Annotated in this window: 11 protein-coding genes; all 11 read right to left on the bottom strand. The window is 47.5% G+C overall.

Features of this window, described 5'->3' with window-relative positions:
* Positions 1 to 7: 7 nt before the first annotated feature.
* The gene (locus AC07M6_RS14420) at positions 8 to 1,618 is read right to left on the bottom strand and encodes a sodium:solute symporter family transporter (RefSeq protein ID WP_494890535.1); all 1,611 of its coding nucleotides are present in this window, start codon (positions 1,616 to 1,618) and stop codon (positions 8 to 10) included.
* Positions 1,615 to 2,697, bottom strand: a complete 1,083-nt coding sequence (locus AC07M6_RS14415; protein ID WP_494890534.1) for a Gfo/Idh/MocA family protein — start codon at positions 2,695 to 2,697, stop codon at positions 1,615 to 1,617. Before AC07M6_RS14415 ends, AC07M6_RS14420 begins: the two co-directional genes overlap by 4 nt.
* A 244-nt stretch (positions 2,698 to 2,941) precedes the next feature.
* Entirely contained in the window at positions 2,942 to 3,673 is a 732-nt protein-coding gene (locus AC07M6_RS14410; RefSeq protein ID WP_494890533.1) for an L-rhamnose mutarotase, read from the bottom strand.
* A complete protein-coding gene (locus AC07M6_RS14405) occupies positions 3,654 to 5,555 on the bottom strand; it encodes a right-handed parallel beta-helix repeat-containing protein (RefSeq protein WP_494890531.1) in 1,902 nt (633 codons plus the stop codon). The genes AC07M6_RS14410 and AC07M6_RS14405 overlap by 20 nt, the downstream gene beginning before the upstream one ends.
* A 128-nt stretch (positions 5,556 to 5,683) precedes the next feature.
* On the bottom strand, positions 5,684 to 6,565 hold the full coding sequence (locus AC07M6_RS14400; RefSeq protein ID WP_494890529.1) for a sugar phosphate isomerase/epimerase family protein: 882 nt from the start codon (positions 6,563 to 6,565) through the stop codon (positions 5,684 to 5,686).
* Entirely contained in the window at positions 6,562 to 7,953 is a 1,392-nt protein-coding gene (locus AC07M6_RS14395) for an acetylxylan esterase (protein WP_494890527.1), read from the bottom strand. The genes AC07M6_RS14400 and AC07M6_RS14395 overlap by 4 nt, the downstream gene beginning before the upstream one ends.
* A gap of 6 nt (positions 7,954 to 7,959) precedes the next feature.
* Positions 7,960 to 9,102, bottom strand: a complete 1,143-nt coding sequence (locus AC07M6_RS14390; protein WP_494890525.1) for a sialidase family protein — start codon at positions 9,100 to 9,102, stop codon at positions 7,960 to 7,962.
* 2 nt (positions 9,103 to 9,104) lie between these two features.
* Entirely contained in the window at positions 9,105 to 9,830 is a 726-nt protein-coding gene (locus tag AC07M6_RS14385) for a DUF3826 domain-containing protein (RefSeq protein WP_494890523.1), read from the bottom strand.
* A 5-nt stretch (positions 9,831 to 9,835) separates the two neighbouring features.
* The gene (locus AC07M6_RS14380; protein ID WP_494890521.1) at positions 9,836 to 12,580 is read right to left on the bottom strand and encodes an alpha-L-rhamnosidase; all 2,745 of its coding nucleotides are present in this window, start codon (positions 12,578 to 12,580) and stop codon (positions 9,836 to 9,838) included.
* Positions 12,577 to 15,372: a glycoside hydrolase family 2 protein gene (locus AC07M6_RS14375; RefSeq protein ID WP_494890519.1), complete on the bottom strand. Its 2,796-nt coding sequence runs from the start codon at positions 15,370 to 15,372 to the stop codon at positions 12,577 to 12,579. Before AC07M6_RS14375 ends, AC07M6_RS14380 begins: the two co-directional genes overlap by 4 nt.
* Positions 15,373 to 15,379: 7 nt before the next feature.
* Positions 15,380 to 16,837, bottom strand: coding sequence for a sialate O-acetylesterase (locus AC07M6_RS14370; protein ID WP_494890517.1), 1,458 nt, complete (start codon positions 16,835 to 16,837; stop codon positions 15,380 to 15,382).

The following is a 16,837-nucleotide window of genomic DNA, read 5'->3' as shown; positions in this document are numbered from 1 at the left end:
TTTTGGTTTAATGTCCGTTAAATACAATATATAAAATCACCATCACCACGCAAAGCATGGCCCAGGCAATTTTTACACGTTTGGTTGGTTTAGCAATATCGGCGGTTTGCTGCGCGGTGGCTTTGTATAAAGTTGGCGATGGGTCTAATACCGAGATCAGCACGGCCACCACAAACAGGAATGCGAAAATATAGAACGACAGCAGCATATAATGCGGCCAGATATGATAATCCTTTTGCGGGAATACCCACAGGTACATCACACCGGTACCCAAACTAAATGCCGAGCCTGCCGAAAGGATGGTATTAACCGCCTTTTTGCTCATGCGTGTCCAAAAAACCGTCAGCAGGAATACCACCGATAATGGCGGCGCGATAAAGCCCAATATGGATTGGAACACATCGAACAAATTCAGACCCTTTATACTGTCGATAGCCAGCGCCATGCCGATAGCGAACAAACAGCCCACCACCACCACCAAACGCCCCATGCTGATCAGCTCTTTATTGGTAGCATCTGGTTTGATTTTTTTAGCGTAAACATCCATAGTGAACACGGTGCTTAACGAGTTGAGCGATGAACCGATGGTGCCCACTAAAACCGCTATCAGGACCACGATAACCAAACCATTCATGCCTGATGGGAAAAGGTTGGTCACCATGGTCATATAGGCTTCATCAGGGCTACCGATGTTTGGGAACAGGATGAGGCACAGTATCCCTGTAAGGATAAACAGCGGCAGCGAGAGTATTTTTAGCCAGCCGATGAAGTTTACGCCTAACTGACCCTGTTCTAAATTTTTAGCGCCTAAAACTGATTGCACCATAGCCTGATCGGTACAGAAGAAGGCTACTGCCGATACCGGGTAACCTAACAGAATAGCATACCAGGGATAATCAGGATCGCTGGCGGGGCGCACCAAATTCCAAAAATGCGAGGGTACCGCATGCCAAACCGTTGATAGACCGCCGGCCTTGTTTACGCCGATAATGGTGAGCGTAACCGATACGCCGATCAGCAGGATCATTTGGAAAACGTTTACTTTAGCAATGGCCTTTAAACCACCAGCGTAAGCAAACAAGCCAGCGAAGGATACCAGCACAATAACCGATTGCCACATGGGGATGCCCAGGATCTGCCGCACCAAAAAGCCCCCGGCAAATAAACCAAGACTTAACCACGAGATCTGGATCTTAATCAATGCGTACCAGGCCAGGATATTCTGTGTCGAATCGCCATAACGTTGTCCCATAAACTCGGGCATGGTAGATACCTTGGCGGCAATATACCTCGGCGCGAAAACCAGCGCCAGCAGCATCAGGAAAATAAAAGCATACCACTCAAAATTGATGGCCACTATCCCCGTTTTAAACCCGATACTGGCAAAAGCCACCAGCATAGACGGGCCTACGTTAGTGCCCCACATATTAAAGCCAATACTGCTCCAGCCTAATGATTTATTAGCCAAAAACAACGTTTCGCCTTCTTCTGATTTTTTCTTTTTGCCAAAGCTGGCCCGGTATCCTATCACCATCAGGATCACCAAATAGGCCACCACAATGGCATAATCCAAAGTAGTGAGGCGGGATACGATATTGCTCATGCCGATGATCATCATGCGCTGATTTGTGTACGTGATAAATTAAACTCGGCCAGTATGGCGTCCAATTTCACAGGCATGCCGGTTTGCAGGGAGCGGTCCATGGCCTGCAACAAAGCGACTGTACCCACACCTTCTTTCAAATCGGGGTAAGCGGTAAAACCTTCGGTAATGCTATCGGCAAAGTATTCCAGGTAGTTCTGGTACTCGCCCGCGTGGTGGCTTTGCCCCTCAAACCTGAAGTAGTGTTTCAGCGTTTTATCGCCCCAAACCACTATTTTTTCTTCGCCGGTTTTATCGGTAACGGCATAACGTAATTCGTGGTAATCAGCCTGCGATGCACCTTCGGTGCCACGTAATATGGTGCTCATGCTGCTGTCGCGCTGCGCCGGTTGGGTAGGGCCTGTATAGGCACCGCTTACCCGCGCGATGCGCCCGTCAGCAGCTCTGAAAATAAAGTGCATGGTATCTTCGTTTTTCAGTCCGGCGTTTTTGCCATTACTGCTGATCATGCCGTAACCCATTACTTCTTCAATATTGGGCAGGTACCAGCGGATAAAATCAACCGGGTGACTTAAGCCGCCGTACAACCATTTAAACGATTTCTCCAGCGCCCAGGGCTTCTCTAAAAACCAGCGGTGGTCGGCGCTGTACTCACCTTCAATGGTGATCAGATCGCCTATCAGGCCGGCTTCAAAATCCTTGCGCTGGCGTTTTGCGGGTTCAAAAAACCGTGAGCTTTGCCCCACAAAAACCTTTTTGCCCGATTGTTCGGCTATTTCCATTAACTCTGCCGCATCGGCCAAATCATCAATAAAGGGCTTGGTGCAAACAACATGCTTGCCCGCCTGCAAGGCTTGCTTTACATGCTGTGCATGCAGGTGATCGGGCGTATAAATGGCAATGATATCTATCTCCGCGTCATCCAGCATATCCTGGTAAATGGTGGTATAGTTATGGAAATTAAATTCGTGAGCGCGCTGCTTGCAGGTTTCTATATCCCGGTCGCATACCATCTTTAGTTCTACTTTTGAACTTTGTAAAGCTGCCGACATGGTACTGCGCCCTTCGCCTAATCCTAATATGCCTATCTTCATCAATTTTATTGTTAGTCCGGAAGACGGAAAGACCGAAAGTCCGGAAGATTATCTGCTAATTGGTTTATCGAACATCTAAAATCCGCAGGATAATCGGGTTTATCTTCCTATACCGTCCTGCTCGTATATTGTCATTGCGAGCGATAGCGTGGCAATCTCGTAATGTGCAAATCAAACTACGAGATTGCCGCGTCGCCCCTACGCTCATGCCTACGCCGCTCCTCGCAATGACAAGTTGGGTTTATTATATGGGTTTCAAAAACACCCACGTCTCTCTTTTTTTAGTCCCCGGCAAGCCCTCCTGGTATTTGCTCATCAGCTTGTTCCAGTCATCAACCCGCGGGTTATTTTTGGTGGTCAACGGGTTTAATTCATCCAGAGTTTTTCCTTTCGGGATACTGATCACCAGCATTAACTGCCTGCCATTTTTAAACACCAGCAATTGCTGAAAGCCGGCCTTACAGAATCCGTTAGATACCTCGGGCCATTTTTCAAACTGGGTTTTATGGTAGTCTAAATATTCCTGTTGAAGTTTAGTGTCGGCTACCAGGTTAGCGGAGAGGAATATGTTTGTCCACTCTTTAGCGTTAGTAGTATCTGCACACATTTTGCGGTTGAAGTTGTAAAACGGCGCATCAAAGTATTGTACCGTATCGGTAGGGTATTCCTTTTTGATGCTGTTCACCAAATCATCCGGATTAGACAGATCGGCATATATCGCTACCCTATTTTTCCACTGAACCAAATTTTGGTGATCGAGCGCAAAGCCTTTCGACAGATCGTGAAGGGCGTGTGAATTAAATACCGAATCTTTGGCGACGATGATCTCGACGATTATTTTTTTGCGTAAAAGCGGTTTTATTAGCGACAAACTATCAGCCGCTGGCGTTTTAGTGTTATTACCACTACACGCCGCTAACAGGCATAGCGGTACCAGCAGGCCCAGCAGCCAGCCGCTATTTCTTTTTACCCTCATCTTTATCTTCTTTATGGTTTATAGCTTGATTAGCCGGATTGATGACCCGGTATTTTAGCAGATATTGGTAAGGGGGTTGCAACCCTGCCTTATTCTTTATTCCAACCGAAACCTGCGGTCCATTATTCTCCCATACATCACCGGGCCCATTGGCGTTTTGCAGGAATTTCTCGGCCGGGCACCAGTTGTCCTTTACGGTAATGTATGACGAGCCTTCATCGCCATACAGGTAAAACCAATGATCGGGGTCGTGCGCGTAGGGAGCTTTGTAAATGCTGTCGACTGAGTTATTACTGATCACCGTTCCTGCCTGGGATGACAGGGTATAGATGCCCGCCACATCGTACATATTGCGGGCGTAGTGATGGATCTTATTAGCCGTGATGCGGTTATCGCGCATGGCGTTTTCGGTTTTGGTCCAGCCCCAGCCTACGCTGATGCCGGTGTAGTTCACCTCGCAAATTTCGTTATGGCTGATGCTGATATTCTTTACATAACCCGCGCCTATGCCTACACAGCCCCAATCTTCGTTAGTCGCATCGGTAATCAGGTTGTTTTCAATACGGTCGTTAGTGCAAATCTCGCGCGGGTCTTTCGGGTTATAGGGCAAATGCACTTCCTGCGCTTCATCGCTGAATACGCCGGCCAGTATGCCCGTTCCGCCGATATCCTTAAACAAGTTGCCTTTTATTTCATCATTGTGGGTACCACGCTGATAATCCAAGCCTGTTGATGCCAAATGTTCAAAACTGCAGCCTTCAAAACCGGTGTGGTGTGAATAAGCAACTGCTACCGCCGCCGCTGGTCGACCAACCCAGGCCTGGTTTTCCAAACTTTTTTTATCGGGTGTGCCGGGGATTTTCAGTTTGTAGGCATCCGTCATATACATACCCGCCTGGTGCGGCACCAAGCCCTGCTTTGATGGCAGCAACCACGTACTATGCTGAAACGAGATGTTTTTAAAACGCACGTAACTCACCGGGTTATCAATTGTCCCCTGCATTTTCACCAATGTTTCCAGGTAAGGGACGGTAACAGTCGCGGTGCGTAAGTCCTCGCCGGGGCGGGGGATATAATAGATCTTTTGCCGGCGCTGATCCAAAAACCACTCGCCGGGTTTGTTTAAAAACAGAATGGCGTTATTGAGATAAAAAGCAGAGTTACCCGTTTTTTTAGAGATCCAGGGTGCAGGCCATGGGTGTTCGGATTGTACACGGCTTTCGGGTTGATAAAAGGATAGTTTTACGCTATCACCCTGCGCCGTTGCATCTTTTATACGCAGCATGGCAATAGCCCACCATTGGTGGATAAACATTTCCATGCCTTTAATATGGCTGATATCCATCCCTTTCGGTTTAGGGATCCAGCAAGTTTCCGTTTTTTTATCCCATAATAGGATGCGGTTCATCAACGGCACTTCGGTATCGCGCGATCGGGTAGCTTTTACATTATTCACCCATAACTGGCGGAATAGCAAGGCTTCGTTACCTATCACCGGTGCATCAGCTACCCAAACTTTGCCTTTGGCTTCAGCCGGCAGACCGGGGATATTACCGATAACTTTTTTCCAACCGGTGATGTTGATACCGCCGCTTAATATGGATCTGCCATCGGCACTACCTTCAATCACGGTCGGACTTTCAGTCGTGCCCGAATCTTCGGGACGGATAAATACGGTTTCATTTAAAGGATAAACGCCCTGCTCTATTTTAATGGTGATGCCACCTTTTACCGATGCATCGTTCAAGCGGCGCAGTTCGCGGGCTTTCCTTAAAGCCATATTTAGGGTAGCTAAGGGTTGATCCTTAGTACCTGTATTTTTATCCGAACCGTTTTTTGCTACGTAGATATCGGCGGCGTAGCTATTAATTGCAAAAAGCATCAGACAGGCAAAAAGAAACCTTGTCATTTCGACCAGAGGGAGAAATCTTATACGAGCGACATGCTTAACGCAGAAGATTTCTCCTCGTTCCTCGTTCGAAATGACAATTTTTTGTTTGTTGCGTTCCATTAGTTACCAGATTGGAAAATGGATTTAACATAAGCCGTATTCGCGCCGTAGTTCTTTTTCACGTTATGCACATCCTTCGCATCGCGTGATCGTTCTATCACCAGCCAACCGCTCCAGCCCATTTTATCCAGCGTGCTTTTTACTTTTTTAAGATCGATCTTTGGGTCGTTTTGCAGCCATTCGCCGTCGGTATCGGTGCAATGGATCATGGCAATGTTTTTCTTGCCTAATATTTCCAGTTCCTTTTGCAAATCGCGGCCATTATCCAGCGCGTTCTGGAAATTGAAATAGCTTTTTATGGCGGATGAGCCCACTTCTTTCAGTAAAGCCAGTTCGCTTGTTGCATCCAGCGATGTACCGATGGCAATCACCACCCCGGCCTTTTTGGCTATCTTACCCACTTCTTTTAAGCGCGATACAATATCCGGGCGGTATTCGGGGTTTTTGGTCAGATCGCTGGTGATGCCCAAAGGTAAAAAGCCCACCTTTACGCCCATTTGCCGCATGGTGGCAATGCAATCGCTCACGGTTTTTACCGCGCTCGGGCGTTTGGCAAATGATTGCGAGAAGAAACCGGTCATCCCCAGCGAGCAGATCTCCAAATTCAATTCCTTAGCCTTCGCTAAAAACACCTGCCTGGTGGAATCCTTTGCCAGTTGGTTATCAAAGGTTTCACGGTCGCCAAGCCCACCCATATCTACTTCTACACCATCGGCGCCAATATCTTTAGTGAGTTGGAACGCGCCCAGTTTTTGCCTTTTCAGGATCATGATATCGGCTACGGCAACTTTGTAACGTTGCTTAGTTTGGGCTGATGCGTTTTCAAACATTCCGCCTAAAAGCGCAATGCCTAACAATCCGATGGCTAATCTCTTCCTCATTTTTGATGATTTACGGCAAAAAGCTTCTCTAACTGATCGAACCCATGGATAGCCCCAGCGGGTAATTTCTCACCTTTATCGCCAAATACATACATGGCTGGTTCCTTCTCAATCGTTACGTGCGATTCATCAAAATTCCCGGCTTTATCCTGTATCGCTTTAAGATCCAAATGGAAATTTTTAGCCAAAAAACTATACAGCGGGAAGCGCTTGGTTGTACCAAAATCGTGCTTATCGTTTGGCAAGTGCACGTTCTCTACCAAATCCTGTGCTCCATAATAGCCGTAGATCTTTTTCAGGTAAGGGAAGTCGTGCTCGGGCATATTGGCTGTCCAATCGCCGCCATCACTGATCAGCAATTGCGGATGCGGTGCGGCCATGGCGGCCAGTTCCACATTGTCGGTACCGTTACCGCACTGGTGCACGGGCATGCCGCTTTCACAAGGGCAACCGCCGTAAAAGTAGGATGATATGGCCGCTACCGGTGCGCTCAAAGTAATGCGTTCGTCCATTGCCGCCATTAAAGCGGTATGGCTGCCACCGCCCGATCCCCCGCTAATGCCAATCCTTGTTGGGTCGGTTTCCTTTAGCGTCAGCATATAATCTATAATGCGTATCGCGCCAAGCGCCTGCACGGTTTGCGCCAATGCCCGGCGGTGATCTTCCGCTTTAAACTGCAGCAGCGACTCGCCCCAGGCAAACAGATCGTAACTGTAGGCCATGGCACCCATGCGGGCAATATTGGCGCAACGGATCTGGCAATCGGCGCGGTAACGCTGCTTGTCCCAATGCCCATCCGGACTTAATACCACGGGGATCTTTCCCTTAAATTTTGCCGGTTTGTATAAGGATCCATTGATATATAATCCCGGCAGAATTTCAATGGCAATGTTTTCTACCGTGTAACCATCATAAACCCGTTTGGGGGTGATAATAGGCTTTGATACCGGCTTAGCGGGCAGCGGTGACAGTTGCAATGCAGCATATATCTGCGGCCTTAACAGCGCCTTACGCTGCTCAAAAGTTGCCTTATCATGATATTGCGCGGCTATGCGGTCTAACTCCTTCCAGCCGTCCTGCACATCCCAGCGGTAGTATTCGTATTCTTTAAGTTTGTAGTGATCCCCTTCTTTAATCACCTTCATATCATAAGGCGCCAGTACATTATTCAGCGTGGTTTCCACATCCTGGCGGAAGCGCCATTCGGCGTACTTTACGTATTTATCTTTAACCAGTTTATCGTCTATTTTTATTTTTACGTGGTATTTATCCTGTATCTGCAACAGCACATCTTTCAACGGTTTTTTATACTGATCGTCGGAATTTTGCTGCGCCGATGCAACCATCGCGCCTACCATCATACCCAATAAAAACAATAGCTTTTTCATATACCTTTATTTCATTACGTCCACTTCGCCGGTTATTACGGGCAGGGTATAACCTTTTACTGCCGGCCATATACCGTCTTTTATCTCTTTCATTTGCAGCTTGGCCGGATCTAACACTACGTGTTTTATTTTTTGCCTGCGCCAGGTATAAACCACATGTACCATCCCATCCGATGACTGGATAACAGATGGATAAGAGTACTGGCTAATTGGCGAATCTTCCAGGATCGCAGCGGCATACCAATGAATGCCATCCTTGGATAGCGACACATTCAACGGTGTCCTTGCGCCTTTAATTTCTTTTCCCGGTGGCAATACGTGATTATAAACTAATAACTGACGGCCATCCTTCAACGTCACCGCATCTGTACCCGAATTGTTATTAGGCAAATTGCTTTTGGCCAAAGGCGACCAGCTTTTACCGTTATCACTTGACCATGAGGTTAGGATAGCCCTGTTTTGGCTGCGTGCCATTATTTGCAGGCGGCCATCTTTATGGAACAGGATGCTGGGCTGTATGGCTTTCATCGAGTCTTTGGCTTCGTTAATGGGGCCAATCATCGTCCAGGTTTTACCCTTATCTTTTGTCGCTTCAAAATGCACCTGCCAGCCCTTGCCTTCGGTGCTGGTTGGGCACATGATAGTGCCATCTTTCAATAAAACAGGTTTATTTTTAATCGGGCCTAAAAAACCTTCAGGTAGCGCCCTTTGCGCCGACCAGGTGATACCGCCATCGGCCGATGTTTTCAGATAACCCTTCCATGTAGAGGGGCTGGGGCCGATCTTATAAAACAACATTAAATCGCCACTGGGGATCTGAAACAAAACCGGGTTCCAGGTAGGGTAACGCAAAGTATCGCTCTGAATACCGTTAGCTACGTTAATGGCTTCTGTCCATTTGCCCTTAACCAGGCGGCTTACCCAAATACATACATCGGGGTTACGCTCCTTGGTACCGCCAAACCAGGCTGCCACCAAACCTTTTTTTGTTTGGGCGATGGTTGCGGCATGGCATTCTGGATAAGGCGCCTTATCGTAGATAAATTCATCCTTAACAATACCCTTGCGCCATGGGTTGGTTTGCGCGGATACGCCTGTTATTAAAAGGCAAATGCTGATCCCGGTAAGTGCTATTTTTTTAATCATCATATTTATTGTTTTGGAGCGGCCTTTTCTTTCGCAGCTTTATCAGCCGCTTTTTTGGCTATAATAGCTTTGGTATAATCGCCATATAATTGGTGCCAGTTGCGGCCATGTTCGTTCAGGTATTGCTCGTTCTTGGTTTTGTAGATCTCGAATATGGCCGACACCTGCTTGATGTTTTTAAAATCAACTGCCTGCTCGCGCGCTTGTTTCAGATTGGCTAAAATCACAGCTTCTTCGGTCGGCGTCAGATCGGAAACGATAGATTTATAGCCGTTCAGCGTAAAGGCCACTTTGCCAATGGTGTATTTGTCCAGTATCAATTCTACCTGATCTTCGGATAGATCCTTACGTAAACCCGTCATCAGGTTTTCGTGTACCGATTTTGGGATGGCCGAGTTAACGATGATCTGCCTGTCCATATCGCTCAAAGCTTTGCCTGATAAAGGATTGATACCTGCGGGTACCATATCGGCGCTGTGCGAGTTATTCCAGTCGCGCACGGCTTTTAGGTGGGTAGCTACTACCTCTTTCACACGCGCGGCCTTGTCGGCATCTGTTAAGTTTAAGGCTGCGACAAATTCGCCTGCCCGTTTATTTACCTCGGCATCGGCTTTAGCCAATGCTTCGGGCGAAAAATCGACTTTAGCCTTTATCGTTTCCTGTGCTTTAACTGCGGTTGATAATGACAGTGTTACTGCCAGTACCATACCTATGATATTCAATTTCTTCATATCAATTATTTGCTTTCAAATACATAATTTCCCGAGCCTATTTCAAATACAGCGCGGTTGTTTTCCATACGGATAAACTTTACACCTTTTACGCCTGATGCTTTTTGCCCGCCTTCGGTTACCGCATCTGCAGCTTTTGCCGGCACATAAACCATAGCGGTAGTATTAGCCGGGATGGTGATATTCCAGTTAAACCCGCCGATGTCCTTTCTCCAGTTACTTTTGATCATCCCATGGATAGAGTGGTAGCTGGCATTCACAAAATTCAAACCATCAACTGTCTCCGGCTTCATGATGATCTTTTTAAACGCCACACTCTGTGCATCTGATTTTATCCCGGCCAAATTCTCGTAAAACCATACCAGCAAGTCGCCCAGCAGCATTACGTGGTTTTGTGAGTTCATAGACGGATTGGCGGTATCGCCGTTCCACAATTCCCAAAAGGTGGTAGCGCCTTTGTTTACCATGTAGCCCCAGCTTGGGTAACTGGTGTTAGTAGTGATGCGCCAGGCAATATCGGCACGGTCATGATCGTTCAGGCTCCGCATTAGCCATTGGGTACCGATAACGCCGGTGCTGATATGGCCGGTATTATCAATCAGTATCTTATCCTCGATATTTTTAAAAACCGCTTTCCGGTTAGCCTCGGGCACCATATCAAAATACAGCGGCAGCAGGTTTGATGTTACCGAGTTATTGGCATAGCGATGCTGCTCCGCATCAAAATAAGTTTGGTTAAATTTGGCTTTTATCTTAGCATTCAGGGTTGCAAATTCTTTAATATCCTGCGATTTGTTTAGCAGTTTGGCAAACTTTTGTATGGTAACCAGCAGGCGATAATAATAAGCTGTTGCGATTAGCTTACCATCAGTAGTACGCATCGTATCTTTAGAGTGGATCAACTCCGGCGACTCGGGCGGCACACACCAATCGCCATATTTATCCTTCGTTACGATATAATCCTTCATAAAAGTGCGCATATAAGTCAGCCACTTTTTCATCGAGGCGTAGTGTTTGGCAATCGACTCTTTATCGCCAAATTGCTGGTAAAGCATATCGGCCACCTGCAAATAGGTGGCGGGCCAGGTCATGTTATCGCTGTAATAATTCCAGTAAGCCGGGGCCACATCGGGGATAGATCCGTTTGGTTTTTGGGCCTGTTCAATATCGTCCAGCCATTTGGCGTATAGTTTGGCGTTATCAAACACAAAGCTTTCGCTGTACGATCCGGTTGCATGGTCGGCCAGCCAGGGCATCCGTTCGTTACGCTGTGGGCAGTCCAAGGGCATCCCTTTGTAATTGCCCTGTATCCCCCAAACTGCGTTGCGGTAGATCTGGTTAACCAGCGTGTTTGAGGTTTCAAACTGACCCGTAACTTCCAGATCATCATTCACCACCTGTCCTTCAAAATCGTTTATGGTTGGTGTACCAGGATAATCAACGATCTCTACATACCTGAAACCGTGATACACAAAAACCGGGTGCCAGCTTTCTTCGCCTCCGCCTTTCAGGGTATAAATATCGGTTACTTTAGCATCACGCAGGTTAGCTACATAAAGCTCGCCATCCTTTTGCGTGGTTTCGGCAAAGCGCAATTGTACTTGCTGGCCGCGTGTGCCGTGCACTTTCATATTCAGCCAACCCACCATGTTCTGCCCCATATCCATCACATACATCCCCGATTTGACCAACTTTACCGATACTGGTTTAACCATTTGCACCACGCGGATCGGCTCGTTGGTTTGCGGTACCAGTTTGCCACCGGGTGCAGGCACCAGTTCGGGCTTCAGCCATTTGCTGTCGTTATAGCCAACGGTATTCCATTCCGGCATTTCTTTGGTGGCATCGTATTCTTCGCCATCGTACTCGTTATTGGTACGGATAGGGCCATCGGCTGTGAACTTCCAGCTACCATCGCTGATAATGGTTTGTTTAGTGCCGTTAGCATATTCCAATTCCAGTTGCAGCAGCATTTTGGGGAAGCCAAATTCCTTGATCTTTTTAGGTTTGTACTTGGGCCGCATGGTAAAAAAGCGGCCGTTACCTAAGGTAGTAGCTACGGCATTTGTTCCCTGCTTAATTTCTTTCGTCACATCAAAAGTATTGTAGATCACCGATTCGGTATAGTCGGTTGGCGGGGTGGATAGTACCTGGTCGCCGATGATTTTACCGTTCACATATAACTCGTAATGGCCTAAGCCTACCACATAAACCGTCGCTTTTTTAACCGCCTGCGCTGCCGTAAACTCTTTGCGGTAATACCGTGCCGATAAGCGCGAGAATTTAGAAACGCTATCCCAGGCAAAGCCGTTATCATAGCCTATCCATTTGGCTTTCCAGTCGGCAGGGTTAAGCAGACCTACGGTAAATTGGGCCGGTTGGCTCCAGGTGCTTTCGCCGGTGGTAGTCCACACTTTTACCTTCCAGTAGCACGCTGTACGACTGATTAGTGGTTTGCCTGCATATTTAACCATCACAGAATTAGCGGATACAATTTTATGCGAATTCCAAAGATCCCCCACATTAGCCGCCAGTTTTGCCGGGCTTGATGCTACGATAATTTGATACGCTGTTTGGTTAATACCCCGCCCATCGCCGGTAATTTCCCAGCTTAAGCGTGGGTGGGTTGTACCGATACCCTCCGGGTTCACCAGCATTTCGCAACGCAGGTTTTGCGTGCCGGTAGCGGCAATGCATTGATACGATAGTAGCAGCAATGCGATGATGGCGATATGTGCACGTTTGATCATTTCCCCGAAAAATCAAAATATAAGGTGATATTTAATGCCATGTTGATATCCCTGTAATAATCAAAATACTTATTAGGGAAACCTTGTGTGCCCAATTTTTCCGGCTTTTGCGATTTGGTACCGATGGCCGTAATACCGTTCATAAACGATATATCACCCGATGGGAACGCCGGTGCCGTGTTATATACTTTTTTAGGATTGGCGGGGGTAAACAAACGCATAAATACATCGCGGTTATCACATACAATGGTTATAGGCTGACTGGTAGTATTCAGTTTCATCCAGTACAGGTTAGAATAATAGCCTTTAAACTCCGGGTATTGCACCAGGCCCTGGCCGGTAATGGTATTGTTATACGCCTTGTCCCATACGTTGAGTGTAACCCCTTTCATGCGGTTTTTCCATACACGGTACGGGCCATCGCCCATGTAGGTTACGCCTTTTACCTCCTTTTCGGGATAGGAAAAATTGATGCCCATTAGGTTGCCTTCCTCGCCAATCGGCCAATAGCGCATGGCCAATTCTAACAATCCCGATGGGTATACCGTCCACTTTAATTGTGCCGCGTTGGCTTTTTTCTCAAACTCGGCCTCGATGATTAAATTATTACCTTCGTAATGATATTTCAATTGTTTAAACCCGGTTTTATCGCCGCCTTCGGCCAGTACCGGGCCGTTGTTAAAAGGGATATTACCTTTAACGTTTTTCACCCTTGTTAATACCCCGCTATTGCGGTTAAAGTCCAGTTCGATACCGTTGGCGCTTACTTTGTACAGCGAATCTGCTTCTTTAATAGTTGGTTTGCTTCCGCCTGTTTTGGTCACCATGCGGGCGGTAATCACCTCGTGACCACTGATCGGCCAGCTCCAGGTGTACAGTTCGCGTTTATCCGGGCCATAGGCGGTCATATACAGCACATCATAGTTTTGCCAGCCTGCAGGTAAGGCCATTTGCAGATTGCCGTACTGACCGGGAGCCACATCAGGCGCGGCAATAACGCCGGATTTCGCATCTGCCGAAACCTTTTGATAAGGATTGCCCAGCTTAGTTAGTTTATAACTGAAAGTACACTGCTTTAAATTGGTATAGAAATAACGGTTCTCCAAACGTAGTTTACCATCGAATTTCGGAGTGATCTCGCGTGCTTCCAGGCGTACGGGGCACCAAATTTCCTTAATGGCATTATAACTGCCTTCTTTTTCGTGATATGGGCCTACTATGCCATCGGGACCATGGTCGCCATCGCTATCCAACTCGCCGTTTTTATCGGTGCGTACTACGGCTTCATCGGCGAAAACCCATAAAAAGCCCCCTGCTGATAGCGGCGTATGCCACATCAGTTCCCAAAAATCATCCAGACCGGCACCATGGCCGCCATCATACAAACCATGTAGAAATTCGGTTGGGAAGGTTACTTCATGACCGTGAAAATTGGTGGCCGTGCCGTAATCGTAATTGATATAGTGCTGGGTATTGGTGCCGTTGTAAATTGTCCACGGGTGGATCAGCGGGCGGCGCTGGATATCCAGATCGCCAAATAAATGATCGAGGTTAAGGTTAAAACCGCCTTCGTTGCCATTATCCCAAATTACAATAGCCGGGTGGTTCACATCTTTCTCTATCAGTTCGTGTACCAGTTTGGCGCCTACTTCGTTATCATAATTGCCGTGCCAGCCGGTCAGCTCATCCAGCACAAAAAGTCCTAAGGAATCGCAGGCATCCAGGAAATGATCATCAGGCGAATAATGCGACATCCGCACCGCATTCATGTTCATATCCTTGATCATCTTCACATCGGCAATGCTTTGAGTTTTATTCATGGCGCGGCCCGTGGTTGGCCAAAACGAATGGCGGTTTACACCTTTAAACTTGATCTTTACGTTGTTAACATAAATGCCGTCCTGCTTGCGCAGCTCCACCGTACGGAAACCGAAACGCTGTTTTACGGTGTGTACCGCTTTGCCATTTTGATTATACGTAAACACTACGTTGTACAGGTTAGGAAACTCCGGCGACCATAATTTCGGCGCTTTGATATTGGCTGTCAGTTTCACCACTGTATCTCCGGCCTTAACACCGGCCACAAAAGCAGGCCCAAATTTTTGTCCGCCGAGGGTATAGATCTGCCCGGTAACCGATCCCGCTTTCGCGGATGCCATTTTTAACTGGGCATCAAAAACGCCGCTCGCCTTGGCATCAACCGCTAATGTTTTAATGTGCGATTGCGGGAAAGCCTCTAAAAATACCGGGCGGAAGATGCCCCCGAAAGTCCAGAAATCGGCCTTACGCTCGGCATTGTTTACCGATGCATTGGCCGAGTGTTTGGATACCGTTACTTCCAGCAGGTTGCTTTTGCCATAGTTCAGCAATTGGCTGATATCATACTTAAAACGGTAGAATGAACCCTGGTGAATAGCCCCGGCAGATTTACCGTTGATCTTTACTTCCGTATCCGTCATCGATCCATCAAACACAATATTTACCGCTTTACCCTGCCAGTTGGCAGGTACATTAAACTCATATTTATACAGGCCTTTTTCCTTGCCTTTTAAACTATCCTTATCCAGTCCGTAATTATATTTGCCAAAACCCTGCAACTCCCAGTTTGATGGCACCGGGATAGTTGTCCATTTGCCCGAGTTGCGGCCTTCGGTACAGAAAAACTGCCAGTTAACGGTATGGTCGCTGCCGGTACCACTCAAAAATACCTTTTGGGTTTCCTGCGCGTAGGTTTTCAATACCGCCAAAAGCAGCAGGGCAAACGTTAATATTTTATATCCGGCTCTTCTCATATATCTATTAATTGTCGGTTGGGTTAAACTTCAGCGGGTTATCCGTACGGAAAGGCGCGGCGGGCAAGCCGTTTTTGTTAAATAAATTTGGCTGGGCATCTTCGTTCCAGGCAAAACGTACGGCGGTTGGATTAGTAACGGTTGGGGCAGATACTTCTACCGTGTTGCCTTTAATTACCGCATTGGCTTCTACAAAAGCACCATCGCTGCCGGCTATAGTAAAGTGGCTGAGCGGTTTTCCGTCATGGCTCACTAAACCACTGCCGGTGTTTTTAAAATCGAGTATAATTTTGCTGCCGCTGATGTGCATTTGCTGGTACACCGGCCCTGAATAAACTACCGATTTATTGTAGGTTTTGCCTAAAGCTAATAACTCCAACCGGCGGCCTATCTCCCATTTAAACTTAGGGTGCAGGTTTTTAGGGTCGTCATTCAAATCGTTGGTGATGGTCATGCCCGTGTTCGGGATGTTTTGCACCAATGCCTGCGCCTCCCAAAAACGGGGAAGCGTTTGCGGCGGGATCAGCACCTTCGGGTCCATTTTTGAATAGTAATATGGTACGATCTGCACATAGTAAAACGGCATGGTTTTCCCATCCCAGGCCGTGCGCCAGGCATTGATCAACAATTGCATTTTATAAACGTAACTGGTGGTTTCGGTCATATTGGCTTCGCCCTGGTACCATAAAAAACCACGCAGCGCAAAGGGAGCCAACGGCTCTATCATCCTGTGCCAAAACTTGCCATCAGCCCCGCTTACCCTGGCCGAGTCTTTTGATACCCGGTTAAAATAAGCAGACGTTTTAAATGCCGTTTCCGGGATCCATGGCTCTATCAGGCTGCCGCTCACGGCCGCGCAAACTACGCCTACGGGTACATTCAGGTCGTGATTTAAATTCTTGGCGAAGAAATATCCTGCTGCTGAAAACTGGCGTAGTGCCGAATCCTGCGCGATAGCCCAACCCGAATGCGTGGAATCAGGCTTGGCTAAATTCTTTTGGGTCACTAAAAAGATCCTGATCTGCGGGTTATGCGCGTGTTCCAGCTCATCTACCGGCGAGTAGGCCGTGGTCATGGTATCGGGCTTGGACACCTTGCTGTTCTTCCGCATCTCGTACAGCATGTTTGATTGTCCCGAGCACAGCCAAACCTCGCCTACCAAAATATCAGTTAGCTTAATGGTATTTGTTCCTGATATGGTCAATGTTGCCGCTTTCGCGGATGCAGGCATGGCATCAAGCATTACCTTCCAGTTGCCTGACGCATCGGTTATTGTAGTTTTAGTTTGCTTGCCGAATTTAACAATCACCTTTTCGCCCGCAATAGCGGTACCCCAAACGGGGACCGGCTTTTCGCGCTGTAGCACCATGCCATTGCCCAGTATTTTAGGCAGCACCACTTCGGCGTAGCCGCTGAAACAGCAGAGCAGAAAAAATAATCCGATGTATATCCCGCTCCTCTTCAT

The sequence above is a fragment of the Mucilaginibacter sp. GW821-FHT07H05 genome (assembly GCF_059418485.1).
Note: the sequence above shows the minus strand (reverse complement) of the source record. Positions and strands in the feature narration are given on the sequence as shown.

Coding starts and splice junctions, on each gene's coding strand:
- AC07M6_RS14420 (WP_494890535.1), bottom strand. CDS start 1,618: ATGATGATCATCGGCATGAGCAATATCGTATCCCGCCTCACTACTTTG.
- AC07M6_RS14415 (WP_494890534.1), bottom strand. CDS start 2,697: ATGAAGATAGGCATATTAGGATTAGGCGAAGGGCGCAGTACCATGTCG.
- AC07M6_RS14410 (WP_494890533.1), bottom strand. CDS start 3,673: ATGAGGGTAAAAAGAAATAGCGGCTGGCTGCTGGGCCTGCTGGTACCG.
- AC07M6_RS14405 (WP_494890531.1), bottom strand. CDS start 5,555: ATGCTTTTTGCAATTAATAGCTACGCCGCCGATATCTACGTAGCAAAA.
- AC07M6_RS14400 (WP_494890529.1), bottom strand. CDS start 6,565: ATGAGGAAGAGATTAGCCATCGGATTGTTAGGCATTGCGCTTTTAGGC.
- AC07M6_RS14395 (WP_494890527.1), bottom strand. CDS start 7,953: ATGAAAAAGCTATTGTTTTTATTGGGTATGATGGTAGGCGCGATGGTT.
- AC07M6_RS14390 (WP_494890525.1), bottom strand. CDS start 9,102: ATGATGATTAAAAAAATAGCACTTACCGGGATCAGCATTTGCCTTTTA.
- AC07M6_RS14385 (WP_494890523.1), bottom strand. CDS start 9,830: ATGAAGAAATTGAATATCATAGGTATGGTACTGGCAGTAACACTGTCA.
- AC07M6_RS14380 (WP_494890521.1), bottom strand. CDS start 12,580: ATGATCAAACGTGCACATATCGCCATCATCGCATTGCTGCTACTATCG.
- AC07M6_RS14375 (WP_494890519.1), bottom strand. CDS start 15,372: ATGAGAAGAGCCGGATATAAAATATTAACGTTTGCCCTGCTGCTTTTG.
- AC07M6_RS14370 (WP_494890517.1), bottom strand. CDS start 16,837: ATGAAGAGGAGCGGGATATACATCGGATTATTTTTTCTGCTCTGCTGT.